This is a genomic window from Paracoccus zhouxuedongae (genome assembly GCF_041927815.1).
Taxonomy (GTDB): domain Bacteria; phylum Pseudomonadota; class Alphaproteobacteria; order Rhodobacterales; family Rhodobacteraceae; genus Paracoccus.
Genome location: NZ_JBHFHM010000001.1, coordinates 213,982 through 238,006, shown reverse-complemented (window position 1 = coordinate 238,006; position 24,025 = coordinate 213,982). Strand labels below are relative to the sequence as shown.

The following is a 24,025-nucleotide window of genomic DNA, read 5'->3' as shown; positions in this document are numbered from 1 at the left end:
CATGCGGCGCGGGCGGGCCGGAGTCAACCCACAGGCATGGCCGCCAGGGGCCGCGCCTCGATCACCACAAAGGCCTGCGCCCAGGGATGATCATCGGTCAGGCTGACATGCACGACCGCCGCGTAACCATTTGGCGTCATGGCCGAAAGCCGATCTGCTGCCCAGCCTGTCAGGGTCATGACCGGCTGGCCGGTGGGCAGGTTCGTCACCGCCATGTCGCGCCAGGCGATACCCATGGCAAGGCCGGTGCCAAGCGCCTTGGAGCAGGCCTCTTTCGCGGCCCAGCGTTTCGCCAGGGTCGCGGCCTCATGCGGGCGGCGGGCGGCGCGGGCCAGTTCGGTGGGGGTAAAGACGCGGTTGCGAAAGCGGTCGCCGTGGCGATCCAGCACGGCCGCGATGCGGTCGATATTGGCCAGATCGCTGCCAATCCCCAGGATCATCGCCACCCCCATTCCGGCACATTGCCCGCGCAGTTTCCGCGTATCCTCTGCGTATCTTCTGCGTATCTTTTGCGTATCACGCCAGCCGCACGCCGCAAGGCTGCGACGCGCAACGGCCGGGGCGCGCCCGACGCTAGCCGCGCGCGGCGCCCATCAGCCGCTTCATCTCACGGATGGCGGGTTCGAGGCCGATGAAGATCGATTCCGCGATCAGGAAGTGGCCGATGTTCAATTCGCGCAACTCGCGGATCGCGGCGATCGGGCCGACGGTGTCAAAGGTCAGGCCGTGGCCCGCGTGAACCTCCAGCCCCAGTTCGGCGGCATAGCCCGCGGCCTCGGTCAGCGCGGCAAGCTCGATGTCGCGGTCGTCCAGCCGACCCTCGTGATGCAGGTCGCAGTACTGGCCGGTATGCAGTTCGACCACGGCGGCGCCGATGCGGGCGGCAGCCTCGATCTGGCGGGCCTCATGGCCGATGAACAGCGACACGCGGCAGCCCGCCTCGCGCAGGGGGGCGATGAAGTCGTGGATGCGGCCCTCATCCCCGGCAACGTCAAGGCCGCCCTCGGTCGTGCGCTCTTCGCGCTTTTCGGGGACGATGCAGACGGCGTGCGGGCGGTGGCGTAGCGCGATGGCCTGCATCTCGGCGGTCGCGGCCATTTCCAGGTTCAACGGCAGGCGAAGCTGTTCCATCAGCGCGGCAATGTCGGCATCGCGGATGTGGCGGCGATCCTCGCGCAGGTGCGCGGTGATGCCATGCGCACCCGCCGCTTCGGCCAGCAGCGCGGCGCGCAGCGGGTCGGGATATGCCGAGCCGCGCGCGTTGCGCACCGTGGCCACATGGTCGATGTTCACCCCAAGGCGCAGACGTTTCGGCATGGTCGGATCAGCCCTTTTCTGATTGCGCGCCAGATTAGCGATCTTCGCGCCGCGGCTCAACCGACGGTGCGTCGGCTGACCCCGCATCGTCAAGCCCCGTGGTCGCGGCGATCAACGCATCGGGGGCGGCTGTTTGCAGGGCGCGGGCCTTGGCCGCGCGGGCGGCGGCCAGCCGCAGGCGTCGGTTCTGATAGGCGTTGAACAGGGGCAGCGTCAGGTAATGCGCGATCACCGCCGCGATCAGCCCCAGAATGACCCCGCCCAACAGGAACGGCACGAACAGGTCGCTGAAGAACAACGCCAGCCCATCCCAACGCGCTTCGGCGGCGGTAAAGGCGGATCGGAGGTTGGCCCACAGATTGTCCATCGCCGCGGCAAAGTCATTGACGATGCGCCGCGGACTAAGGGCGCCGGGCTTGCCCAGCAGCCAGCGACCCAGTTGCGTCGAGGACCAGGCGATCAGCGGGAAGGTGATCGGATTGCCGACAAAGGTGGCCAGCAGCGCGGCGATGATGTTGCCGCCCAGCAGCCAGGCCAAGAGCGCCGCCCCCAGAAAGTGAAAGCCGAACAGCGGGGTAAAGCTGATGAACACCCCCGCCGCCACGCCACGCGCGATCCGGTGCGGCTGGTCGGGCAGGCGGCGGACGCGGTGCAGCACATAGCTGCCCGCGCGCCACCATCCGCCGCGCGGATACAAAAGCTCAGCCGCCTTGCGCCGCCAACTGAGGGGGGTCCGACGTTTGAAAACCACGCGGGCGCCCTTTCATCATGCTTCGTTCAGGGCTTGCGCGCAGGATCACGCAAGCGTTCGACCATGGCCACATCGGATTCCGCGTCCAGCGCGGTCAACACGGCGTGCAGATGTTCATTGTCGCGCAATTGCACGTCAAGGGCCAGCCGATAGAAGTCGGGCTTGCGGTCGACAAAGGTCAAATCCGCGATATTGGCGCCCTGCTGGCCGATGGCCGAACAGACATGGCCCAACACCCCCGCACCATTGGCGATGGTCAGGCCCAGCGACACGTCGAACACCGGCGCATGGCGGCCCGCGTGCCAATGCAGATCGACCCAGCGGGCGGGCTGTTCCTCATATTCGGCCAGCACCGGGCAGTCGATGGCGTGGATGACCACGCCCTTGCCGCGATAGGTGATGCCGACGATGCGCTCGCCCGGCAGCGGCTGGCAACAGGGCGCGCGGCGGAAATCCTGATCGGCGGCAAGGCCGACCACCGCGCGGTCGGGCTGCACCTGATCCAGCACCACCGAGGCGGCGAGTTCGGGGTAAAGCGCCTCGATCACCTCGCGCGAGGTGATTTCGGCGCTGCCCAGCCGGGCCAGCAATTCGGTCGCGTCCGGCAGCGCCAGTGTGCGCGCGGCGGTGCGCAGCGCCTTTTCGCTGACCTTGCGGCCGACATGTTCAAACGCCACCCGCGCCAGTTCGCCGCCCAGCTTGACGAACCGGTCGCGGTCTTCCTCGCGCAGGGATTTGCGGATCGCGGCCTTGGCGCGGCCGGTCGCGACGATGTCCAGCCAGGTGACCTGCGGCCGCTGCCCCGAGGCGATGATGATTTCGACTGACTGGCCGTTCTTCAGCCGCGTCCACAATGGCACGCGGATGCCGTCGACCTTGGCGCCGACACAGGAATTGCCGATCCGGGTGTGGATCGCATAGGCAAAGTCGATCGGCGTCGCCCCCTTGGGCAGGCTGAACACGTCGCCCTTGGGGGTGAAGCAGAACACCTTGTCGGAATACATTTCCAGTTTGACGTTTTCCAGAAACTCATCGTGATCGGCCTCGGTTTCGGAAAAGCGTTCGGTCAGGCTGGCGATCCATTTCGCGGGGTCGACGGCAAAGGGGTTCTGCGCCCGCACCCCCTCACGATAGGACCAATGCGCGGCAACCCCGGCCTCGGCCACCTCGTGCATCTGGCGGGTGCGGATCTGCACCTCGACCCGCTTGCCGTCGCGGCCTGAAACGGTCGTATGAATCGAGCGGTAGCCGTTCGATTTCGGCTGGCTGATGTAATCCTTGAACCGCCCCGGCACCGCGCGCCAGCGTTGGTGGATGACACCCAGGATGCGGTAGCAATCGGCCTCGGTCCGGCAGATGATGCGAAAGCCGTAGATGTCGGACAGGCGCGAGAAGGAAAGCTGCTTTTCCTCCATCTTGCGCCAGATCGAATAGGGGCGCTTGGCGCGGCCAAAGACGTCGGCCTCGATCCCCTCGCGGTCGAGTTCAAGGCGGATGTCGGCGGTGATCTTGGGGATCACATCGCCGCTTTCCTTTTGCAGCGTCAGAAAGCGGCGGATGATCGAGGCGCGGGCTTCGGGGTTCAGCACCTTGAAGGCTAGGTCTTCCAGTTCCTCGCGCATCCACTGCATCCCCATGCGCCCGGCGAGGGGGGCATAGATGTCCATGGTTTCGCGCGATTTCTGCGCCTGCTTTTCGGGGCGCATGGCACGGATGGTGCGCATGTTGTGCAGCCGGTCGGCCAGCTTGACCAGGATGACGCGCAGATCCTTGGCCATGGCCATGAACAGCTTGCGGAAGTTCTCGGCCTGTTTGGACTGGTTCGAGGTCAGTTCCAGATTGGTCAGCTTGGTCACGCCATCGACCAGCTCCGCGATCTCGGTGCCGAACTGCGCCTCGACCTCGGAAAAGGTCGAGCGGGTGTCCTCGATCGTGTCATGCAGCAGCGCGGTGACCAGCGTGCTGTCATCCAGCCGCATCTCGGTCAGGATGGCGGCGACGGCGATCGGATGGCTGAAATAGGCTTCGCCCGAATGGCGGGTCTGGCCTTCATGGGCGGCCAGGCCGTAGGCATAGGCGCGGCGGATCAGATCTTCGTTGCTGCGGGGGTTGTAGTTGCGGACAAGCGACAGAAGGTCTTCGACATCCATCATGATCTGGCGAAGACCCCCCGTTCAATCCTGTTCGTCAGCCGCGCCCCTGCGCATCCATCAGCGCGCGCAGCATCTTTTCCTCGTCCATGTCGTCGCTGGCCGGGCGGTCGACCTCGGCCCCGATCAGCAGGGCCATGTTGTCGTCTTCCGGCTCGTCGACCTCGATCTGGGTCTGGTGCGATTCGATCAGCCGCTCGCGCAGGGCCTCGGCGGGCTGGGTTTCCTCGGCGATCTCGCGCAGGGCGACGACAGGGTTCTTGTCGTTGTCACGATCCACGGTCAGGGCCGAACCCGCCGCAACCTCACGCGCCCGGTGGGCGGCCAGCAGCACCAGTTCAAACCGGTTGGGAACCTTGTCAACGCAATCTTCGACCGTCACGCGGGCCATGGAAACCTCTATCCGTCAGAAGAACGAAAGCACCCCTTAGCGGGTCAGGCCGGGCTTGACAAGGCCTGTTCGGGCCACAGCGGCGCGATTGCCGCGACCTCATCGACGGGCAGCGCGGCCAGCATCGCCGCCACGGTCAGTCCGGTGGCGGGATGGGTCCAGCGGGGTGCGATGTCGGCCAAGGGCACCAGCACAAAGCCGCGTTCGGACAGGCGCGGATGCGGCAGGATCAGGACGGGCGGGGCGATCTGCCCGCGCGCGGCAACCGGCAGGCCGCGCCAATGCGCCTCGGTCGCGGGGTCGGGACGGATCAACCCGCCCAGTGCCAGCAGATCCAGATCGACGACGCGCGATTGCCAGCGGGCGGCGCCGCTACGGTCGCGGCCCAGTTCGGCCTCGATCCGGTGCAGCGCGGCCAGCAGATCATCACCCGTGCCCGGCCAATCCAGCGCAGCGCAGGCATTCACATAATCCGGCCCCGATCCTGCCGGAAAGGCGGGCGTGCGATAGAACCGCGACACCGCCCGCAGCCGACCGCCCGCCAGGTTCGACAGCGCCGCCACGGCCCGGCACAGCATGACGGCGGGCGGGCTGCCGTCGGCCCCGTCAAGATTGCCGCCAAGCGCCACCAATGCGCGGCTTTTCGCGCCATCTGCACGGCTTTGAACCATCCCGTCTGCCAATTTCGCCAACTCGAATATGTTCCCATGAAAGTATATGGACAAGTTCAGTGTAATTTGATGGCTTGCCATGGCATCGCCGACCACCTCGGCGATGCAGAGCCGGTCACACCACCACCACTCGGATCGGCTCCGACCCAAAAGGAAGAGATGATGTTTTACAAGGACGATCGACTGGCGTTGTTCATCGACGGGTCGAATCTCTATGCGGCGGCGCGGGCCTTGGGGTTCGACATCGACTACAAGCTGCTGCGACAAGAGTTTGAAAGGCGCGGCAAACTGGTGCGTGCCTTCTACTATACCGCCCTGCTGGAAACCGAGGAATACAGCCCCATTCGCCCGCTGGTCGACTGGCTGAATTACAACGGCTTCACCATGGTGACCAAGCCCGCGAAAGAGTTCACCGATTCGATGGGCCGTCGCAAGGTCAAGGGCAATATGGCCCACATTTCCCAAGTAAGGCGCTGATTTCGCTGTCCTGACCATTATATTTCCTATATAAAACATGGTGTTGAAGGCTGCGAGGGGCGCGTTTTATGGATCACCCAGAGGGTGCGGGCTTGCAACGGGCAGATCGGGTGGATTTCGACCCTCGCGTGCGGCTGGAATTTCGCGGCACGCAGCTCAGTTCCGACGGCGGCCTTCTGGTGATGCGCGAGCTTGATGACGCGCTCGGGTTGTCCGATTTGGCGTCAGCGGCGCTGCGCGATACTCGCTCTGGCAAGAACACGGTCCATCGGCTCGACGGCCTGTTCCGGCAATCAGTCTTTGGGCGGCTGGCCGGATACGAGGATGTCAACGACGCCAACCGTCTCGCCTGCGATCCGGTCATGCGCCAAGTTGTCGGCGGCAGAGCGGTCGATGCACAAGCGGCCTCGGCATCGCAGATGGGACGGTTCGAGACCGAGACGCTGGCTCTGGCCGGGAACCGTGCCGCGCTGGCCGACCTGAACGGGCAATGGATCGACCGGTTCCATGACCGTAACGGGCTGAAGTACATCGTTCTGGACATGGACAGCTCGGTCAGCCCGACCCATGGCGACCAGGAAGGGTCCGCCTGGAATGGCCATTTCGACTGTAGCTGCTATCACCCCAACTTTCTGTTCAACCAGTTCGGGATGCTGGAACGCTGCGCCCTGCGCCATGGCAACGTCCACAGCGCCGATGGCTGGCGTGATGTTCTCGACCCCGTCATTGCGCGCTACGCGGAGCGCGACCTTGGTGGCAGGTTCTTCCGGGCCGATGCTGCCTACGCGATCCCGGCGATCTATGAGCGATTGGAAGAAGCGCGGTTCTTCTACGCCATCCGGCTGCCCGCAAACGCGGTCCTCAAGGACAAGATCGCGCATCGGCTAACGCGCCCTGTCGGGCGGCCGTCACTGACCAAGGTCAAGCGGTTCTTCGAGGAATTCGAGTATCAGGCGGCGTCCTGGGACAAGGAACGCCGGGTGATCGCCAAGATCGAATGGCATCCGGGCGAACTGTTCCCGCGTTTCGGCTTCATCGTCACCAACCTGCCGATGGAGCCGGACTGGGTGGTGCGGTTCTACAACCAGCGCGGCACCGCCGAGCAGCACATCAAAGAGGGCAAATACGCCTTTCGCTGGACGCGGCTGTCGTGCCGGAAGTTCCGCGACAATGAGGTGCGGCTGCAACTGCACGCCCTGGCGTACAACCTGGCCACCTTCTTGCGCTGCATCGAGCTGCCCGAGGCCATGGCCGACTGGTCGTTGACCAGCCTGCAACTGAAGCTGATCAAGATCGGGGCACGTGTGGTCCGTCACGCCCGCACCATCACCTTCCAGCTGGCCGAGGTCGCTGTCACCGGCACGATGGTACGCGCCATCCTCGCCGCTATCCGCCGATTGCGAGCGCCACCGCTATGCGCATGATCGCGATCCACGCTCAAACTGAACGAAAGCGGCTGGACAGATCTGTCCGCTGCGCTGAAAAACGCCGCCCCTGGGCAAGGAAACAGCGGCTTCGCGGTCTGATCCGTCCAGATCCAGCAGTCTGCGCGACCGCAGGTGCCGCTTGCGGCAGAAAATCCTTGTCTAGCGCTCGGATACAGGCGATCTTCACCTCAAACGACACGCCACTTGGGGAATGCAGGAGTAATGTGGGTGTCGTGTTGTAGCTCGTCAAGAGGTAGATGTGAAATAAATATGGCACTGTGTCTATTTTGTAGGATACGTTCTATTTAAGCCCTCAGAGGCTAGGCGGTTTACGGGCATGTAAGTGTGACACCTTAGACTCGGAGTCGGGACTGTGAGGGGCCTTAGAGAGCTTCTAGATGCCATTTCAGGGGTCTCCTAGATCGACAACATGCTCTCCTCTCACTTTGTAGCTTCATAACTGTGGGTGTCAGTTAGCAACAGTGCTCGAGTCCAGGATTTGCGTTCATTCTGTGAAGGCCGGTTGATAGGCGTTCCAACGGATTCGGCTTTGGCGGTGTTAATGCAAGTGTCGCTTTCCGGCGATGGCAGTAACAGTCCCGGACTGTGCTTCCGCAAACACTTCGGTTCGCTACGCAACGATGGTCAGATAACGCTTTTGAGAGGAAGGTCGAATAGAGCATTGATCCTATAGCGCCGGTCCTATCTGCCCGCGCAGACCTCGCTGCTGAGCTGGCGGTTGATGACCGGCCGCCACGGGACAAGGGTGCATTTATGGCTCTTTTCAACCACAGCGAACTGGCTGCTGGATAATTGTACGGTGCCGGTGGACTTGTCGCTCACGCCTTCGCTATCCGTGGTAGTATCGAACGGTAGTCCGTGCAGACCTTCCGGCCCATGTCGTTGGCGAGGCTGAGCAGGTTGCGAAGCGCCGCGCTGCGATTGGACGGCGACCAGACAGCCGAGAAGGCGACCGGCTCCGGCTCGTCGGTGAAGGGCAAAAAGACAATGCCGTTTGTCGGCAACAGCGCCGTGGCCGCGCCGACGATGGTGATGCCAAAGCCCTGTCCGACCAAAGACAAAAGGGTGCCACGCCCCACGTCGAAGCGCAGGATCGACGGCGCAGGCCAGCGCTCGGCATGGCGTAGCACGATATGGCTATGAACCTGCGGTCCAGTGCCGCCATGCCGGACAAGGAACGTCTCGCCTGCCAAATCGGGCCATGTGACGGCTGACCGCTTGGCGAGCGGATGCCGTTCCGGTAGCACCGCCAAGAGCGGTTCGGTCCATGTGCGACGGGAATGGCAGTCGGGTGGTTGGGGCGTGCCCGCGACGAACGCCACGTCCAACCTACCGGCGCGAAGCTGCACCACCGCTTCACGGGCCGGGCCTTCGGCGATCTCGACTTCAACATCGGGGTAATCCTTGTATGGATATCGAACTGGCGGTGAATGCGATGGAACTGGCCCCGCGGCTGGATCACATCGTGCTGTTTTCGGGCGACGGCGATTTCCGCCCGCTCGTCGAAAGCCTGCAACGCCAAGGGGTTCGCGTGTCGGTGGTGTCCACCATCCGCACCCAGCCGCCGATGATCGCGGACGAATTGCGCCGCCAGGCCGATAATTTCATCGAACTGGACGCGCTGCGCGACATCATCGGCCGCCCCCCGCGCGACCTGCCGCGCGAGCCGCGCGACGCCAACCCCGAGGGCAGCCCGGTCGAGACCTGAGAAATGACTGCGCGCAGCCCGTGATCGCGGGCCGACAGGATTGGTCGTCGGCAGGTCACGGGCGCGCGCGGCGCCCCCATCCGGGCGCGGCACGTCTGGACGCCGCGCCGCGCCCCGGCTAGGTCAGGGGCATGGAACCGAAATCGCCCCTGACCCTGTATCTGGCCGCGCCGCGCGGGTTCTGCGCGGGCGTGGACCGCGCGATCAAGATCGTGGAGCTTGCCCTGCAAAAGTGGGGCGCGCCGGTCTTTGTCCGCCATGAGATCGTGCATAACAAGTTCGTCGTCGACAGCCTGCGTGACAAGGGCGCGGTCTTTGTCGAGGAACTGGACGAGGTGCCGGGCGACCGTCCGGTGATCTTTTCCGCCCATGGCGTGCCGAAATCGGTGCCCGCCGAGGCCGCGCGGCGCGAGATGATCTATGTCGACGCCACCTGCCCGCTGGTCAGCAAGGTCCATATCGAGGCCGAGCGCCACCATGCCGAGGGCCTTCAGATGGTGATGATCGGCCATGCCGGCCACCCCGAGGTGCTGGGCACCATGGGCCAGTTGCCCGAAGGCGAGGTGCTGCTGGTCGAAACCGTCGAGGATGTGGCCCGCGTCAGCCCGCGCGATCCGGCCCGGCTGGCCTTCATCACCCAGACCACGCTGTCGGTCGACGACACGGCGGCAATCGTCGCTGCGCTTCAGGCGCGGTTTCCGGGGATCGTCGGGCCGGCCAAGGAAGACATCTGCTATGCCACCACGAACCGCCAGGCCGCCGTCAAGGCTGTCGCGCCGCGCATCGACGCGCTGCTGGTGATCGGGGCGCCCAACAGCTCGAACTCGCGCCGCCTGGTTGAGGTCGGCCGCGCCGCGGGCTGCGGCTATGCGCAACTGGTGGGCCGTGCCGATGAAATCGACTGGCGCGCGCTGACGGGCGTGCGCGCGGTCGGCGTGACCGCCGGGGCAAGTGCGCCCGAAGTGCTGGTGAATGAGGTGATCGACGCCTTCCGCGCCCGCTTTGACGTCACCGTCGAGATGGTCGAGACCGCGCGCGAGGATATCGAGTTCAAGGTGCCTCGGGTGTTGCGGTAGGGACCGGGGCGCCGCCCCGGACCCCGGAGTATTTTTCACAGGAGAAGCCATGAAGCTGTTTTCCATGCCGTCATCGGGCAATTCGTACAAGGTGCGGTTGCTGTTGGCACTACTGGGGCGGCGGGTCGAGGTAGTGGATTGCGAAAACGGCTCCGACGCCACCCGCGCCGCCAAGGAGGCGGGCGCGCTGCCCTTTGGCAAGCTGCCCTGCCTGCATGTCGAGGACGGGCGGCAGATCGCGGAATCGAATGCGATCCTGTGCTATCTGGGCGAGGGGACGGCGTTCTGGCCCACCGATCCGGTCACCCGTGCGCAGATGCTGGGCTGGCTGTTCTGGGAACAGTATAACCATGAGCCGGTGATCGCCGTGCGTGGCGCGCTGCGCTGCTATCCCGAGCGCGCCCATCTGGCCACGCCCGAGCGGATGGCCGAGTTGCTGGACCGGGGTCACGCCGTCTTGCAAGTGATGGAGGATCGGCTGGCGACCCATGACTGGCTGGCGGGCGATGCCGCGTCCTTGGCGGACATCTGTCTTTATGGCTACACCCATTCGGCGGGCGACAAGGGTGGTTTCGACATGACCCGTTTCCCCGCGATCAACCGCTGGCTGGCGCGCGTGGCGGCGCTGCCGGGATATGTGGGGCTGCATGGCTGAGATCCTGGCTTGGACCGATGGCGCCTGCAGCGGCAATCCCGGCCCCGGCGGTTGGGGCGTGTTGATGCGCGCCGTCGATGGCGGCGTGGTGGTGAAGGAACGCGAGTTGCAGGGCGGCGAGGCCGACACAACCAACAACCGGATGGAACTTATGGCGGCGATTTCCGCGCTTGAGACCCTGACCCGCGCCAGCGACATCACCATCACCACCGACAGCGCCTATGTGAAGAACGGCATCACCGGCTGGATGCACGGCTGGAAGCGGAACGGTTGGAAAACCGCCGACCGCAAGCCGGTGAAGAATGTCGATCTGTGGCAGCGGCTGGACGCGGCGCAGGCGCGGCATCGGGTGGTCTGGAAATGGATCAAGGGCCACGCCGGACACGCCGAGAACGAACGCGCCGATGAACTGGCCCGCGCCGGGATGGCGCCGTTCAAATGACGCTGGTGCTGGCCCTCGATTTCGCCTCGGTGCTGGTCTTTGCGCTGACCGGGGCCTTGGTCGCCAGCCGGGCGCAGTTGGACCCGGTAGGCTTCATCTTCTTCGCAGCGCTGACCGCGCTTGGCGGCGGCACGCTGCGCGACCTGCTGCTGGGCCGCGACCCGATCTGGCTGGGCCGGCCCGAGCTGATCGCGGTGGCCGTGGGCGCCGCGATCCTGGTGTTCTTTACCGCGCATCTGCTGGAAAGCCGCTATCGCGCGCTTTTGTGGCTGGATGCGGGGGCCTTGGCCATCGCCGTGCCCGCCGGGGTCGGCGTGGCCATGCAGATGGGCCACGGCGCGATCATCGTGACGCTGATGGGGGTGATCACCGGCACCTTCGGCGGGCTGATGCGCGATGTCGTCGGCAATGAGGTGCCGCTGGTCCTGAAACAGGGTGAGCTTTACCTGAGCGCGGCCTTTGGCGGCGCGGTCGCGGCACTGGTCGCCGTGGCCTTCGGCCTGCCGTCCGGCCTGGCTTTGGTTGCCTGCGGCATTTGCACTTTTCTGCTGCGAGCGGGGTCCATGGCCTTTGGCTGGCGGCTTCCGGTTTACAAAAGCCGACCTCCGCGCCGATAATCACAGCGCAATCACGGGGCCGGAAAATGCCGCGCCAGATGCGCGTCGAAGCGGGCGAAATCATCAGCGATGACCGGGTTGCGCAGCACGTCATGCGCGGCAAAGGTCGGGATCACACCGTAGCCCATATAACGAAAGTTCAGATGCTGTGGCAGGAACATGTCGTCCACTCCCCGCCCCTGCATCAGATATTCGTCCGGCGCGTCAAAGGCCCCGCGCGGCGCGTTATAGGTCAGCGACAGCATGTAGCGCCGCCCCTGCATCAGCCCGCCGGTGCCATAGCCCGTTTCGGGATTGGCGCGGTGCCGGCCGTCGCTGCGGTGCAACTGCTTCCAGCCGGCGTTATACACCTGATCGACATATTGCTTGGCCCGCCATGGCAAGCCCATCCAATGCACCGGGGTTTGCAGGATCACCGCGTCGGCGGCCAGATGCTTGGCGACCTCCTCTGCATCGTCCCAATCCTGCGCCACTGAACTGCGCAAAACCGTATAGCCCGCTGCCGTCAGATGATCCGCCGCCCTGTCGCAAAAAGCCCGGTTCAACGCCCCGGCATCGGGCGTTTCGGGATGGGCGTTCAGGATCAGAACGGTGTTCATCGTGGGAACCATACTTTCATCGCCAGCAGGATCAGCACCACCGCCACCGCCCAGCCGCCGGGGCGGGTGAACAGGAACAGCAGCCCCATCAGGGCCAGGTTCATCACCATGCGCGGCAGCGCCAGAAGGGGCGTCAGAAAGAACATCGCAGAACTATGCGGCGGGTAGGCGCATTTGCAAAGGCAGCTTCTTCTGTTCCCAAATACTCAAGCGACCTTGCCACCCGGACCTTAGGTGAAATCGGGGGGCGACCAGCCGCGCAGCAGATCATCGGCCGCCATCGGGCGCTTGCCCTCGCGCTGCGCCTCGATGATCTGCACGGCGCCCTCGCCACAGGCGATCACCAGCCCGCCAAGATGCGCCCCGGCAGCGCCCTGCCCCGGCACGGCACGGGCGCGCAGGAACTTGATCCGCTCAAGGCCCGCCAGCCCCCAGGCGCCGGGAAAGGGCGACAGCGCGTTGATCTGGCGCGCGACCGCCGTCGCGGGCTGGGTCCAGTCGATCCGCGCCTCGGCCTTGTCGATCTTGGCAGCATAGGTCACGCCACCGTCAGGCTGCGGCGTGGCGGGCAGCGGCAGGCCATCCACCGCCTGAACGATCAGATCGGCGCCCATGGCGGCCAGCCGCTCGTGCAGATCGGCGGTCGTGTCGGTCGGCCCGATCGGGGTGCGCGCCTCCAGCAGCACCGGGCCTGTGTCCAGCCCCGCCTCCATCTGCATGATCGCCACGCCGGTTTCCGCATCACCCGCCAGCACCGCGCGATGGATCGGCGCGGCACCGCGCCAGCGGGGCAACAGGCTGGCATGGATGTTCAGGCAGCCGAAACGCGGCGCATCCAGCACCGGCTGCGGCAGGATCAGACCGTAAGCCACCACCACCGCGACATCGGCCCCGAGCGCGGCGAAATCGGCTTGCACCTGCACGTCACGCAGGCTGCGCGGATGGCGAACCTCGATCCCCAGGGCCGCGGCCGTCGCATGAACCGGCGTCGGGCGATCCTTTTGCCCCCGGCCCGCCGGGCGCGGCGGCTGGGTATAAACGCAAACCACATCATGCCGCGCAGCCAATGCCCGCAGCGCCGGAACCGAGAAATCCGGCGTTCCCATGAACACGATCTTCACAGCCGCCGCTCCATCTTGGCCGATTTCGCCACCAGCATCTTGCGCCGCGTGGGCGACAGGTGATCGACGAACACCCGCCCGTTCAGATGGTCGATCTGATGCTGCACCGAGGTCGCCCACAGGCCGACGAAATCCCGATCCTCCCATTCGCCCTGATCATTCAGGAACCGCACCGTCACCGCGCGCGGGCGGTTGATCAGCGCAGAGACGCCGGGCAGGTTCGGGCTGGCTTCCTCATGGCTGCGGAACTGCACCGAGGCATGCAGGACCGAGGGGTTCGCCATCCGCACCGCCTGCCCCCGCTTGTCGGACGCATCCACCACCGCCAGCCGCAGCATGATCCCGATCTGCGGCGCGGCAAGGCCGACGCCGGGCATCGCCTCCATCGTGTCGATCATGTCATCCCAGATCATCCGAACGGTCTCGGTGATCTCGGGCACCTCGGCGGCGGGCTGATGCAGGCGGCGGTCGGCATAGGGCAGGAAGCGGCGAACGGTCATGCGGGGCTTTCGTGATCCAGGATCAGCACGCCGTTCAGATGGTCGAACTCATGCTGGGCGCAGGTGGCGGCGATGCCGGTCAGGCGGCGGGTCAGGCGCTGCCCGGTCACGTCGGTATAGGTCAGGCTCACCGCGTCGGGGCGAGTGACGATCACGGGGTGATCGGGGATCGACAGGCAGCCCTCCTCACGCGCGACCATGACGTCGGATGGGTCGGACAGTTCGGGGTCGATGCAGATCATCGGATCGGGCGCGCCGTCGCGCCAGGTCACGTCGATGACAAACAAGCGTTTGAGAACGCCGACCTGCGGCGCGGCCAGGCCACGGCCCGGCGCGGCATACATGGTGGCCAGCATGTCGATCACCAGTTGCCGGATCTCAGCATCGACCACCCCCACCGGCGCGCAGACCGCCCGCAGCCGGTCATCGGGATAAGTGACGATGGCGCGCGTCACCGCGCCAGGGACGGTCGGCACGTTCATCCCCGCGCCAACTCGCGCTTCAGCTTTTCCATCTTGCGGGTGATCATCTGCCGCTTCAGCGGACCCAGATAGTCGATGAACAGCTTGCCGTTCAGATGGTCGATCTCATGTTGCACGCAGGTCGCCCATAGGCCGTCAAAGGTCGCCTCCTCGGCCTGCCCGCCCAGCCCGGTCCAGCGAACGGTGACGGCGGCGGGGCGCGTCACCTCGGCGAACTGATCGGGGATCGACAGGCAACCTTCCTCATAGACCGAGGTCTCATCCGAGGCCCAGGTCAGTTCCGGGTTCAGCATGGCGATCGGATTTCGCGGCGCCTGCGGGTCTTTCTCGCAATCCAGCACGATCAGCCGCGACAGCACACCGACCTGCGGCGCGGCCAGACCGATGCCCGGCGCGTCATACATGGTGGCGATCATGTCATCGGCCAGCCGCTTCAGATCGTCGTCAATACCCACCACCGGCGCGCAGATCTTTTTCAGCCGCGGGTCGGGATGGATCAGAATGGGGCGAAGGTTGGGTGCGCGCATCATGGCCCCGATTTAGGGCGAGACGCGCGCCCGCGCAATCCATCGCAGACGGCCCACCGGCCCGCCCTTCCTCGCAAAACGCGCTTCTTCTGTTCATAAATACTCAGCGACGCGGCGGCGGGTCACGGCGGCTTGAGTATTCGGAAACAGAGGAAGCCCGCCGTGCAGGGGCGCGATCAGCCCGACTTTTGCAGCGTGGCGATCAGCCCGCGCATGTCTCCGCGATTGGCATCCAGCATCGCGCCGACCTCGGACCGTTCGGCGGCCAGCATATTCACGCCCTCGATGATGATGTTGAAGAACAGGTTCTTGCCCGACCGGTCCGACACATGCCACAGGGCTTCAAACGGCGCGCGGCCTTTCAGGCGGGCCATCGACTTGACCTCCCAGAAGGTTTTTACCGGGCGGGCGCTGACAACCTCGATCTTCGAGCCGATGAAATCGCGGAAGCGGCGGCCATATTTGCGCCCGATGTAGCCGCGAAAGGCCAGCGTGTAATCGGCCAGATCCTGCGGGCTGGCCGCCCGCGCCGCCGGACCAAGCGCCGACCGGGCGATGGTGTTCACATCGGCGTATTTGGTGAAGATCGCCTCGAAATCCTTGAACATCTGCGCCTCGGGCTTGCCCGAGTTGATGACGCGGTAGACCTCGCCCAGGGCGGTGTCGATAAGCGATTTCGCCTCGGCATCGGTCAGCGCAAGCGCCGGGCGCGGCAGCAGCGCGACGGCGGCACCTGCGGCGGCCAGGGCGAGCAGGCCGCGGCGGGTGGGGTTAGTTGTCGTCATAAGGGTCATAGGCGTCATCCTGATTCGTCTGGCCCAGTTCATGACGGCGTTTCTGAAGATAGATCAGCCGCAATTGCGCGTAACTATCGGCAGATTGGTGCAGGATGCTATTCACAGTCCCGCCAAACTGGCCCCGTTCACCGACTTTTGCGATGACCTTAAGGGCGCGCAGGGCGTTCTTGTCGCGCGGCTCCTGTATCCAGTTGCCCACCGGGTCGATGGCAAAATCGACGACGCGGCCGACCAGATCGCGCTCAGTCGTCGGACCCAGCACCGGCAGCATCAGAAAAGCCCCCTCGCCCACGCCCCAGACATGCAGGGTCTCGCCGAAATCGGTATCGGTTTCGGGCAGCGCGAAACTTTGGGCGGCCGGGTCGAACAGACCGCCGACGCCCAGCGTGCTGTTGATCAGGAAGCGGAAGGTGTTCTTGACGGCGGGTTCGGGGCGGCCTTGCAGCAGGTGGTTCACGACCTTGCCCGGCAGCGACAGGTTCGATGTGACATTGCCCGCGGTGATGAACAGCTCATCCTTGACCGTGACCTTGCCCGAGGGCGCGGCATCGCTGCCGCCGGTCAGACCCGAGACCTGCCGGTCGATGGCCAGGTTCAACGCATGGACGCGGCGGTTCAGCCCCTCATGCGGGTCGGTGATGCCGGTCGCGGGGGGCGCAGCGCAGGCGGCCAGCAGCGGCAGCAGGGCAAGCGGCAGGATGCGGGTCATGGCGGGTCGTCCTATTGCAGATCGGAAAAGGCGTCGCGCAGGCGCGCGGCGGCCTCGGCCACGCGGGCGCGCGGCGTGGCCAGGTTGAAGCGCAGCCAGTTTTCGCCACCGGCGCCAAAGGTCGCGCCATGATTGGCCGCGATCCGCGCCCCCGATTGCACCCGCGCCTGCGCCTCGGCCGGGGTCAGGCCGCAGCCCTCGAACCCCACCCAGGACAGATAGGTCGCCTCAAGCGGCATCGAGGTCAGGCCGGGGATCGCCGCGATCGCATCGTCAAAGAGCCGCCGGTTGCCATCCAGATAGACCATCAGCGCGTCCACCCAGGCCGCGCCCTCGGGCGAATAGGCGGCGCGCACCATTTCGACCCCGAATGAGTTGGGCGAGATCCCTAGCCCCATCATCACCGCCGCGAACCGCGCCCGCAGCGTGGGATCGGCGATGATGACATTGCCGACATGCGCGCCCGCGATGTTGAAGGTCTTGGTCGCCGCCGTCATCATCACCAGCCGGTCGGCGATCTGCGGGGCCGCCACCGCCATCGGGACATGGCGCGCGCCGTCAAACACCAGGTCCGCATGGATTTCATCGCTGACCAGGATCAGGTCGTGGCGGGCGCAGAAATCGGCCAGATCGGCCAGCTCCTGCGCCGTCCAGACGCGCCCGCCGGGGTTATGCGGGCTGCACAGCATGACCAGCCGCGCACCCTCGACCATGCCATCCCAGCGGTCGAAATCCATCCGGTAACGGCCATCCTCCAGCGTCAGCGGGCATTCGATCACGCGCCGACCGGCGGCGCGGATGGTGCGGGCGAAGGCGTGATAGACCGGGGTCATCAGCACAACCCCGTCGCCCGGCTCGGTAAAGGCCTGCACAACCAGACCGGTGCCGTTGACCAGCCCATGTGTGGTGAAGATCGTCGCGGGGTCGACCGTCCAGCCGTGGCGATTGGCCATCCACCAGCAGATTGCGGCGCGGTAGTCGGCATCATCGCCGTAATAGCCATAGACACCATGCGCGGCCATCTTCTCGACCGCTTGCTGCACGCAGGCGGGGGGGCGGAAGTCCATGTCGGCCACCCACATCGGCAGGCCGCCCTGCGCCGGATCGACGCCGTAAGCCGCCTTCATCTGGTCCCATTTGGAACAGTGGGTGCCGATGCGGTCGATGATCTCGTCAAAGTCGGGGGTGATTGGTGCGTGCGTCATGGGGCCTCCCTGCCGGGCCGGTATAGACCGCCACCGGGCGCGCGCCAATCCCGGTCAGGAAAACGCCCGCAACACCGCAAAGATCGCCGCCGACAGCAACGCCGAGGCCGGCACCGTCACCACCCACGCCGCCGCGATGCCGACGAAATGGCTGCGCCGGACAAGCTTGCGCCGGGCGCGATCCTCGGGCGGGATGGGCTTGCCCTTGACGACGCCGCTGGCCCGCGCGCGCCGATCGGCGTGCCATTCGCGGAAAAACCCCACGCCGAAAACCGCGCCGACCGCGATATGGGTGGAACTGACCGGCAGCCCCAGCCAGCTTGCCACGATCACCGTGATTGCCGCCGACAGCGCCACGCAATAGGCGCGCACCGGGTTCAGCTTGGTGATCTCTTGCCCGACCATGCTGATCAGCTTTGGCCCGAACAGCACCAGCCCGAACGAGATCCCGGCCGCGCCGATCACCATGACCCACAGCGGAATCCCGACCGCCGCATCAATCGACCCGGCCCGCGCCACATGCACGATGGCCGCCAGCGGACCCACGGCATTGGCCACGTCATTGGCCCCATGCGCGAATGACAGCAGCGCCGCCGAGGCCACAAGCGGCATCCCAAACAGCTTTTTCAGCGATTTCTTGCGGTTCTCCAGCCCCTGCGACTGGCGCCGCACCACGGGGATCATCAGCGCCCAGGTCAGCAAGCCCACCGCGAGGCCCGTCAGCACCGCCTGCGCCAGCGACAGGTCGATCAGCCGTTTCAACCCCTTCAGCGCAAGATAGGCCGAAAACGCCCCCGCCATGATGCCGATCAGCACCGGCACCCAGACCCGCGCCGCGGCGATCTTGTCCTCGCGGTAAACGATGCGCGCCTTGATGAAGGCCAGGAACGCCGCAGCGATCAGCCCGCCCAGGATCGGCGAGATCACCCAGCTTGCGGCAATCGTGCCGATCGCGCCCCAATTGACCGCACCAAACCCCGCCGCGACCACGCCCGCGCCGACAACGCCGCCGACAATCGAATGCGTGGTCGACACCGGCGCCCCCAGCCAGGTCGCCAGGTTCAGCCACAAAGCCGCCGCCAAGAGCGCCGCCATCATCGCCCAGACGAATGTCTCGCCATCGGGCAGCGCGCCGGGCGCGACGATCCCGGTCGAAATGGTCTTGACCACATCGCCCCCGGCGATCAACGCCCCCGCGGTTTCAAAGATCGCCGCGATGATCAGCGCGCCGCCCATGGTCAGCGCATTGGCGCCGACCGCCGGACCCATATTGTTGGCCACGTCATTGGCGCCGATGTTCAGCGCCATATAGGCGCCGATCGCGGCAGCGGCGACGATGACCGGGGTGCCCGTAGCCTCGCCCATCAGGAGAAGCGCCGTCAGCCCCGCCAGCAGGATGAAGGCCAACGCCAGGCCCGGCGCCACCATCGGCCGCGCCAGACTGCGCGTCGCGGTTTCCAGGATCACCCAGCGACCCAGATCCTTGTCCAGCGTCTTCCAGCGGTTCTGGCTGGGGTCTTTGGGCGCGAGGCCGCCAGGCGGCACGGGGTCGTGCTGGGTCATGTCATGATTCCGCCGTGAAACTGTCACGTTTCTCTAGCGGGACAGATCGGGCGCGACAACCGGAACCGGGCAGACAGGCCTAGCCCTCGGGATCGATGTCACCGGCCCGCAGCGCCTTGACGGCTCCGCGCGCCTTCTTGGCGCTCAGCCGACGGCGCACCGAACCCAAAGTGGGCTTCGTCGCCACCCGCCGCTTCGGCGCGACCAAGGCGGCGCGGATCAGATCGGCCAGCCGCTCACGCGCGATCTCGCGGTTGCGAGCCTGGCTGCGGGTATCCTCGACCCGCAGGATCAGCGCGCCATCCGCCAGCCACCGCCGCCCCGCCAGCCGTTTCAGCCGCGCCTTGACGGCAGGGGTCAGATGCGGGCTGCGCTCGGCCTCGAAGCGCAGTTCCACCGCGGTCGAGACCTTGTTCACATTCTGCCCCCCCGGTCCCTGCGACCGGGTGAACTGTTCCGACAGCTCCCATTCGGCAATCTGCACGGCGTCCGAAATCCACAGCATCACGCGCCCCATGGCCCAAGGGCCGCGGCCCTGCCCTTCTTTCTTGCCCAAATACGCATCTTTGGGGGCAACCGCCACAGGCGGCGCCCGCAAACTCAAAAGGGCCACCGTTGCCGGCAGCCCCCGAGATCATAGGAGATGGTCCGGTTAGGGATCGCGATGATCCGACCGACCCAGCAGCGGGTGTAAACCCTTGGGGTTGCCCTCAGGCCTCGGCCCCCGTTGCTGTCCCGAATCCTCTCTCCAACGTCACTCTAGACACTGGACCACCTCCTTTCATTGCGTTGCCGATGTGCGAAGGCTGCCACATATCTGGTGTTTGTCAAACCCGAAAACGCAAGACACAGGGTGAATCTTCCGTGACAGCCTTAGCGGGCGGGCCGCGTCAGATGCGTGACGATGGCGCGGAACGGCGCCAGGGCGATGATCGCCAGCCCAAGCTTGACCAGCCAGTCGGCGGCAGCCAGCGACACCCACAGCGGCACGTCCGGGCCGATGCCGATCAGCGGCAGCCGCTCGGCGGCCCAGGTCACGTCATCGGCAGGGTTGATGAAGGACAGGCTGGCGGCAAAGGCGATCGAGAAGAACAGGAAGGTATCGACCGCCGACCCGAAAAAGGTCGACACGAACGGCGCCTTCCACCAGGTGCCGGCGCGCAGCCGGTCAAAGATGGTCACGTCCAGAAGCTGCGCCAGCAGGAACGCCGTGCCCGAACCGATGGCGATGCGCAGCGTCGTGCGATCCATCCCCGCCGCGATCAGCGAGCTGGCAACCCCCACGACAAAGCCCGCCAGCACCACCTTGCGCGCGGCCTGCGCGCCGTGGATGCGGTTGATGACATCGGTCACCAGAAAGGCGAAGGGATAGGTGAAGGCGCCCCAGGTCAGCCAATTGCCGAACTGGAATTGCACCAGGATGTTCGAGGCCACGACAATCGCGGCCATGGCGATCACGCCAGGAAGATAACGGGTCATGTTGCTGTCCGTTTTGTCAAGGTTGCGGAGACTTGGCCGGTCAGGGACCGACAAGCGGCGCGCATAGACCCGGCGGGCGGGCCTGTCAACCGCGCGTCATGGCAACGGGCTGGCACCGATCAGCGGCAGGTGCAGATGCAGCAGCCCCGCCCAGATCACGCCTGCCAGGGCCAGCCGGATCAACAGACCGCCCGCGCTGCCCCAGCCCCGCGGCCAGCCCGCCGACAGCGGCAGGATCGGCGCGCGCGCGGTCAGCCGGGCGAAATCCGCATCCCCAAGCCTGCGACGATGGCGGGCGTCCAGCACCACCATCCCCATCGCGGCAAACAGCGCCATCACCGCGAACAGCACGACATGCGCAACCTCGCCATTGCCGATCAGATGCGCGACCGCCCACAGGATCAGCGCCCACAGCAGCGGATGGCGCGTGATCCCCGCCAGCCCCGGCCGGTCGGGATCGAACCCCGCCTGCCGCCCGCCAAAGGACAGCGGATTGGGCGCGCCAACCGCCAGCACGGCCAGCAAGATCGCCACCGGCATCGCCAGATTGACCGCCATCCGCGCCGCCGCCGTCTGATGCCACAGGCTCACGCGCGGGGCGTTTCCGGCAGCCAGGATCAGCAGATACAACAGCCCCAGCGACAGAAGGCTATAGCCCGCCAGATAGCCCGCCTTCCCCAACCTCGCCACCAGCCAACCCCGAATGCGAGGCCGGGTCGGGATCATATGCGCGGCCAGAAACAGCGCGAAGGCAGCCAGATAGGAAAGCCAGTCGGTCATGCCCCAGCCTAGGCCGGGCGCGCGACAGGGGCAAGCCGGTGCGGGGCAAGGCGGGCGGGGCAAGGCGGGCGGGCGCGGCCTTGGCGCACCACCTTCAATGGCGCGGCAAGGGCAGCCGCGTCAGCAGATGCGCGGCAATTGCTCGCCCACCAGCATATCGACGACGCGGCTGCCGCCGAACAGCGTCTGCATCCGCACCTGCCCGGCGTGTTCCGCGACCGCCTGACCGATGATCGCCGCGCCCGCGCCCTCGGGGCGGGCGCGCATCGCGGCCAGGGCGGCCTCGGCCTGATCGGGCGGGGCGAACAGCACCAGCGTGCCCTCATTGGCCAGATACAGCGGATCAAGGCCCAGGATCTCGCAGGTGCCGCGCACCTCGTCGCGCAGCGGCAGCGCGGTTTCCCGGATGCTGACCCCCACCCCCGCGGCCTGCGCGATCTCGTTCAGGGCCGAGGCGAGGCCGCCGCGCGTGGCATCGCGGGCGCAGCGGACGCCGGGGGCGGCGGCCAGCACCGCCTCGATCAGATGACCCAGTGACTGACAATCCGATTGCAGGTCGCTGGACAGCGCCAGATCACCCCGCGCCGCAAGGATCGCCGCGCCATGATCGCCCAGCATTCCGTTGACGATGGCAACATCGCCGGGCCGCACCGCATCGGCGCGCAGATCGCGGCCCGGAGGGATCGCGCCAACCCCGGTGGTGGTGATGAACAGCCGGTCGGCGGCGCCGCGCCCCACCACCTTGGTATCGCCGGTGACGATCCGCACCCCGGCCAGGGCCGCCTCATGCGCCATGCTGGCGACGATCCGCCGCAACAGATCGACCGGCGTGCCTTCCTCGATGATGAAGGCCGCCGACAGCCACAGCGGCCGCGCGCCGCCCACGGCCAGGTCGTTGATCGTGCCGCAGACCGCGATCTTGCCGATGTCGCCGCCCGGAAACTCAAGCGGAGTGACCACGAACCCGTCGGTGGTCAGCGCCAGCCGCGCACCCGGCTGACACAGGGCAGCATCGGACAGGCGCGCCTGATCCTCCATCCCGTCGGGGCGGAAGACGGCGGTGAACACGTCCTCGATCAGATCGCGCATCGCCTTGCCGCCGCCGCCATGGGCCAGCGTGACATGGGTATCCCGCAGCGTCATTGCGCAGCCACCCCGCGCGCCCCGCCATATTGCCAATAGGCGGCACAGGCCCCTTCGGAGCTGACCATCAGCGCGCCCAGGGGGGCTTCAGGCGTGCAGCCCGCGCCGAATTGCGGGCAGGCGGTCGGCTTGATGCGACCGGTCATCACCGCCCCGCAGGCGCAGCCCTCGGCCTCAGCCTCGGGGGTGCTGCCATAGCCGATGCCGAACCGGGTTTCGGCGTCAAACTCGGCATAGGCTGCCCGGATACGCAGGCCCGAGGCGTCGATCTCGCCCAGGCCGCGCCAGGCGAAGCGCGGGCGGCGTTCATAGACATCGGCAATCGCGGCCAGGCTGACCGGGTTGCCATGTTCGGGCACCACGCGCGCATATTGGTTTTCGACCTCGGCGCGGCCCTCGGCGATCTGGCGCAGCACCATCAAGACCGATTGCAGCAGGTCCAGCGGCTCGAACCCGGCCACGACGATGGGCTTGCCGAACTCGGCCGGGATGAAATCATAGGGATGGGTGCCAATCACCATCGACACATGGCCCGGCCCGATGAAGCCATCCAGCCGCATGTCGGGGTCCATCAACAGCGCCCGGATCGGCTCGGGCACGGTGATGTGGTTGCAGAAGACGGTGAAGTTGCCCAACCCCTCGCGCGCGGCCATCTGGATCGACAGCGCGGTGGATGGCGTCGTGGTCTCGAACCCCAGGCCGAAGAAGACCACCTGCCGGTCGGGGTTGCGCCGGGCGATTTCCAGCGCATCCAGCGGCGAATAGACCATGCGGATGTCGGCCCCGCGCGCCTTGGCCTGCAACAGCGACCCGCGCCGCCCCGGCACCCGCATCGCATCGCCAAAGGTGGTCAGGATCACCTCGGGGCGTTCGGCGATGGCGATGCATTCATCGACCCGCGTCATCGGCAGCACGCAGACCGGGCAGCCGGGACCGTGGATGAAGCTGATGCCGGGATGCACCAGCTTGTCGAGGCCATAGCGAAAGATCGCATGGGTATGGCCGCCGCAGATCTCCATGATGTTGACCGGCGCCTCGGGCGTGGCACCGATGCGGTCGGCCAGCCGGGCGATTTCGCCCAGCAGGGCGCGGGCAGCGGTGGGGTCGCGGAACTCGGATGCGTATTTCATGACCGTCCCTCCAGCGCGCGTTGGCCCTCGGCCATGGCCTCCAGCGCCTCTTGCGCCTCGCCCAGATCGCGCAAAGCCTCCAGCGTGCGGGCGGCCTCGTCGGGGTCGATGCGCGACATCGCAAAGCCAACATGGATCAGCGCCCACTCACCGATCAGCGCGGCGGGGTCGCCGGGGTCGATCGGGGCCACGCAGACCTCGCGCCGTACGCCCGAGACCTCGGCCATGGCCATCTGCCGGGCGGCGTCGGTCACCGCGATGATCTGGCCGGGAATGCCCAGGCACAT

Annotated in this window: 28 protein-coding genes and 3 pseudogenes; 7 read left to right on the top strand and 24 right to left on the bottom strand. The window is 66.3% G+C overall.

Annotated features, from left to right (window positions below; genetic code table 11):
- Positions 1-23: 23 nt before the first annotated feature.
- The 6 genes from acpS to folK form a co-directional block, all read right to left on the bottom strand.
- On the bottom strand, positions 24-440 hold the full coding sequence (gene acpS, locus ACEYYA_RS01290) for a holo-ACP synthase (protein ID WP_374796764.1): 417 nt from the start codon (positions 438-440) through the stop codon (positions 24-26).
- 133 nt (positions 441-573) lie between these two features.
- A complete protein-coding gene (locus ACEYYA_RS01285; RefSeq protein WP_374796762.1) occupies positions 574-1,317 on the bottom strand; it encodes a pyridoxine 5'-phosphate synthase in 744 nt (247 codons plus the stop codon).
- A 34-nt stretch (positions 1,318-1,351) separates the two neighbouring features.
- Entirely contained in the window at positions 1,352-2,068 is a 717-nt protein-coding gene (locus ACEYYA_RS01280) for a DUF2062 domain-containing protein (protein WP_374796760.1), read from the bottom strand.
- A 26-nt stretch (positions 2,069-2,094) separates the two neighbouring features.
- Positions 2,095-4,221: a RelA/SpoT family protein gene (locus tag ACEYYA_RS01275; RefSeq protein WP_374796758.1), complete on the bottom strand. Its 2,127-nt coding sequence runs from the start codon at positions 4,219-4,221 to the stop codon at positions 2,095-2,097.
- A 34-nt stretch (positions 4,222-4,255) separates the two neighbouring features.
- Positions 4,256-4,609 carry a DNA-directed RNA polymerase subunit omega gene (gene rpoZ, locus ACEYYA_RS01270; protein WP_374796756.1) on the bottom strand — a complete coding sequence of 118 codons (354 nt, stop codon included), beginning with the start codon at positions 4,607-4,609 and terminating at the stop codon, positions 4,256-4,258.
- A gap of 44 nt (positions 4,610-4,653) precedes the next feature.
- Positions 4,654-5,280 (bottom strand): 2-amino-4-hydroxy-6-hydroxymethyldihydropteridine diphosphokinase, encoded by a 627-nt coding sequence (gene folK, locus ACEYYA_RS01265; protein ID WP_374796754.1) that lies wholly within the window; start codon positions 5,278-5,280, stop codon positions 4,654-4,656.
- Positions 5,281-5,442: 162 nt separating this feature from the next.
- Here folK and ACEYYA_RS01260 point away from each other — a divergent pair.
- A pseudogene (locus tag ACEYYA_RS01260) lies at positions 5,443-5,730 on the top strand (NYN domain-containing protein); the annotation flags it as partial.
- Positions 5,731-5,825: 95 nt separating this feature from the next.
- Positions 5,826-7,181 (top strand): IS1380-like element IS1247 family transposase, encoded by a 1,356-nt coding sequence (locus ACEYYA_RS01255; protein WP_083392702.1) that lies wholly within the window; start codon positions 5,826-5,828, stop codon positions 7,179-7,181.
- Between the two features lie 720 nt (positions 7,182-7,901).
- On the opposite strand, the pseudogene ACEYYA_RS01250 reads toward ACEYYA_RS01255, so the two are convergent.
- Positions 7,902-8,087 (bottom strand): annotated as a pseudogene (locus ACEYYA_RS01250) (DUF3363 domain-containing protein); the annotation flags it as partial.
- Positions 8,024-8,554: a LysR family substrate-binding domain-containing protein gene (locus ACEYYA_RS01245; RefSeq protein ID WP_374796752.1), complete on the bottom strand. Its 531-nt coding sequence runs from the start codon at positions 8,552-8,554 to the stop codon at positions 8,024-8,026. The pseudogene ACEYYA_RS01250 and the gene ACEYYA_RS01245, both read right to left, overlap by 64 nt.
- A gap of 59 nt (positions 8,555-8,613) precedes the next feature.
- Here ACEYYA_RS01245 and ACEYYA_RS01240 point away from each other — a divergent pair.
- The 5 genes and pseudogenes from ACEYYA_RS01240 to ACEYYA_RS01220 form a co-directional block, all read left to right on the top strand.
- A pseudogene (locus ACEYYA_RS01240) lies at positions 8,614-8,913 on the top strand (NYN domain-containing protein); the annotation flags it as partial.
- Positions 8,914-9,044: 131 nt separating this feature from the next.
- Positions 9,045-9,989 (top strand): 4-hydroxy-3-methylbut-2-enyl diphosphate reductase, encoded by a 945-nt coding sequence (gene ispH, locus ACEYYA_RS01235; protein WP_374796750.1) that lies wholly within the window; start codon positions 9,045-9,047, stop codon positions 9,987-9,989.
- Between the two features lie 49 nt (positions 9,990-10,038).
- Entirely contained in the window at positions 10,039-10,644 is a 606-nt protein-coding gene (locus tag ACEYYA_RS01230) for a glutathione S-transferase family protein (RefSeq protein WP_374796748.1), read from the top strand.
- Positions 10,637-11,086 carry a ribonuclease HI gene (gene rnhA, locus ACEYYA_RS01225; RefSeq protein WP_374796746.1) on the top strand — a complete coding sequence of 150 codons (450 nt, stop codon included), beginning with the start codon at positions 10,637-10,639 and terminating at the stop codon, positions 11,084-11,086. The genes ACEYYA_RS01230 and rnhA overlap by 8 nt, the downstream gene beginning before the upstream one ends.
- The gene (locus ACEYYA_RS01220) at positions 11,083-11,703 is read left to right on the top strand and encodes a trimeric intracellular cation channel family protein (RefSeq protein ID WP_374796744.1); all 621 of its coding nucleotides are present in this window, start codon (positions 11,083-11,085) and stop codon (positions 11,701-11,703) included. Before rnhA ends, ACEYYA_RS01220 begins: the two co-directional genes overlap by 4 nt.
- A gap of 11 nt (positions 11,704-11,714) precedes the next feature.
- Here the strand turns inward: ACEYYA_RS01220 and ACEYYA_RS01215 are convergent, their stop codons facing one another.
- From ACEYYA_RS01215 to hypC, 16 genes are all read right to left on the bottom strand, one after another.
- On the bottom strand, positions 11,715-12,302 hold the full coding sequence (locus ACEYYA_RS01215; protein WP_374796742.1) for an NAD(P)H-dependent oxidoreductase: 588 nt from the start codon (positions 12,300-12,302) through the stop codon (positions 11,715-11,717).
- A complete protein-coding gene (locus ACEYYA_RS01210; protein WP_374796740.1) occupies positions 12,299-12,448 on the bottom strand; it encodes a hypothetical protein in 150 nt (49 codons plus the stop codon). Before ACEYYA_RS01210 ends, ACEYYA_RS01215 begins: the two co-directional genes overlap by 4 nt.
- 84 nt (positions 12,449-12,532) lie before the next feature.
- Positions 12,533-13,423, bottom strand: a complete 891-nt coding sequence (gene fmt / locus ACEYYA_RS01205) for a methionyl-tRNA formyltransferase (RefSeq protein WP_374796738.1) — start codon at positions 13,421-13,423, stop codon at positions 12,533-12,535.
- Entirely contained in the window at positions 13,420-13,923 is a 504-nt protein-coding gene (def, locus tag ACEYYA_RS01200; protein ID WP_374796736.1) for a peptide deformylase, read from the bottom strand. The genes fmt and def (ACEYYA_RS01200) overlap by 4 nt, the downstream gene beginning before the upstream one ends.
- The gene (def, locus tag ACEYYA_RS01195; protein ID WP_374796734.1) at positions 13,920-14,405 is read right to left on the bottom strand and encodes a peptide deformylase; all 486 of its coding nucleotides are present in this window, start codon (positions 14,403-14,405) and stop codon (positions 13,920-13,922) included. Before def (ACEYYA_RS01195) ends, def (ACEYYA_RS01200) begins: the two co-directional genes overlap by 4 nt.
- A complete protein-coding gene (gene def, locus ACEYYA_RS01190) occupies positions 14,402-14,935 on the bottom strand; it encodes a peptide deformylase (protein WP_374796732.1) in 534 nt (177 codons plus the stop codon). The genes def (ACEYYA_RS01195) and def (ACEYYA_RS01190) overlap by 4 nt, the downstream gene beginning before the upstream one ends.
- 173 nt (positions 14,936-15,108) lie before the next feature.
- Positions 15,109-15,726 carry an MlaC/ttg2D family ABC transporter substrate-binding protein gene (locus ACEYYA_RS01185; RefSeq protein WP_374796730.1) on the bottom strand — a complete coding sequence of 206 codons (618 nt, stop codon included), beginning with the start codon at positions 15,724-15,726 and terminating at the stop codon, positions 15,109-15,111.
- Positions 15,704-16,438 carry an MlaA family lipoprotein gene (locus ACEYYA_RS01180; RefSeq protein ID WP_374796728.1) on the bottom strand — a complete coding sequence of 245 codons (735 nt, stop codon included), beginning with the start codon at positions 16,436-16,438 and terminating at the stop codon, positions 15,704-15,706. The genes ACEYYA_RS01185 and ACEYYA_RS01180 overlap by 23 nt, the downstream gene beginning before the upstream one ends.
- A gap of 11 nt (positions 16,439-16,449) precedes the next feature.
- A complete protein-coding gene (locus ACEYYA_RS01175) occupies positions 16,450-17,643 on the bottom strand; it encodes a MalY/PatB family protein (protein ID WP_374796726.1) in 1,194 nt (397 codons plus the stop codon).
- 54 nt (positions 17,644-17,697) lie between these two features.
- Positions 17,698-19,206: an inorganic phosphate transporter gene (locus tag ACEYYA_RS01170; RefSeq protein ID WP_374796725.1), complete on the bottom strand. Its 1,509-nt coding sequence runs from the start codon at positions 19,204-19,206 to the stop codon at positions 17,698-17,700.
- A gap of 79 nt (positions 19,207-19,285) precedes the next feature.
- Entirely contained in the window at positions 19,286-19,711 is a 426-nt protein-coding gene (arfB, locus tag ACEYYA_RS01165; RefSeq protein ID WP_374796723.1) for an alternative ribosome rescue aminoacyl-tRNA hydrolase ArfB, read from the bottom strand.
- A 368-nt stretch (positions 19,712-20,079) separates the two neighbouring features.
- A complete protein-coding gene (locus ACEYYA_RS01160; protein ID WP_374796721.1) occupies positions 20,080-20,685 on the bottom strand; it encodes a VUT family protein in 606 nt (201 codons plus the stop codon).
- Positions 20,686-20,781: 96 nt separating this feature from the next.
- The gene (locus ACEYYA_RS01155; RefSeq protein ID WP_374796719.1) at positions 20,782-21,465 is read right to left on the bottom strand and encodes an NnrU family protein; all 684 of its coding nucleotides are present in this window, start codon (positions 21,463-21,465) and stop codon (positions 20,782-20,784) included.
- Between the two features lie 120 nt (positions 21,466-21,585).
- Positions 21,586-22,608, bottom strand: coding sequence for a hydrogenase expression/formation protein HypE (hypE, locus tag ACEYYA_RS01150; RefSeq protein WP_374796717.1), 1,023 nt, complete (start codon positions 22,606-22,608; stop codon positions 21,586-21,588).
- Positions 22,605-23,738 carry a hydrogenase formation protein HypD gene (hypD, locus tag ACEYYA_RS01145; RefSeq protein WP_374796715.1) on the bottom strand — a complete coding sequence of 378 codons (1,134 nt, stop codon included), beginning with the start codon at positions 23,736-23,738 and terminating at the stop codon, positions 22,605-22,607. Before hypD ends, hypE begins: the two co-directional genes overlap by 4 nt.
- The gene (hypC, locus tag ACEYYA_RS01140; RefSeq protein ID WP_374796713.1) at positions 23,735-24,025 is read right to left on the bottom strand and encodes a HypC/HybG/HupF family hydrogenase formation chaperone; all 291 of its coding nucleotides are present in this window, start codon (positions 24,023-24,025) and stop codon (positions 23,735-23,737) included. Before hypC ends, hypD begins: the two co-directional genes overlap by 4 nt.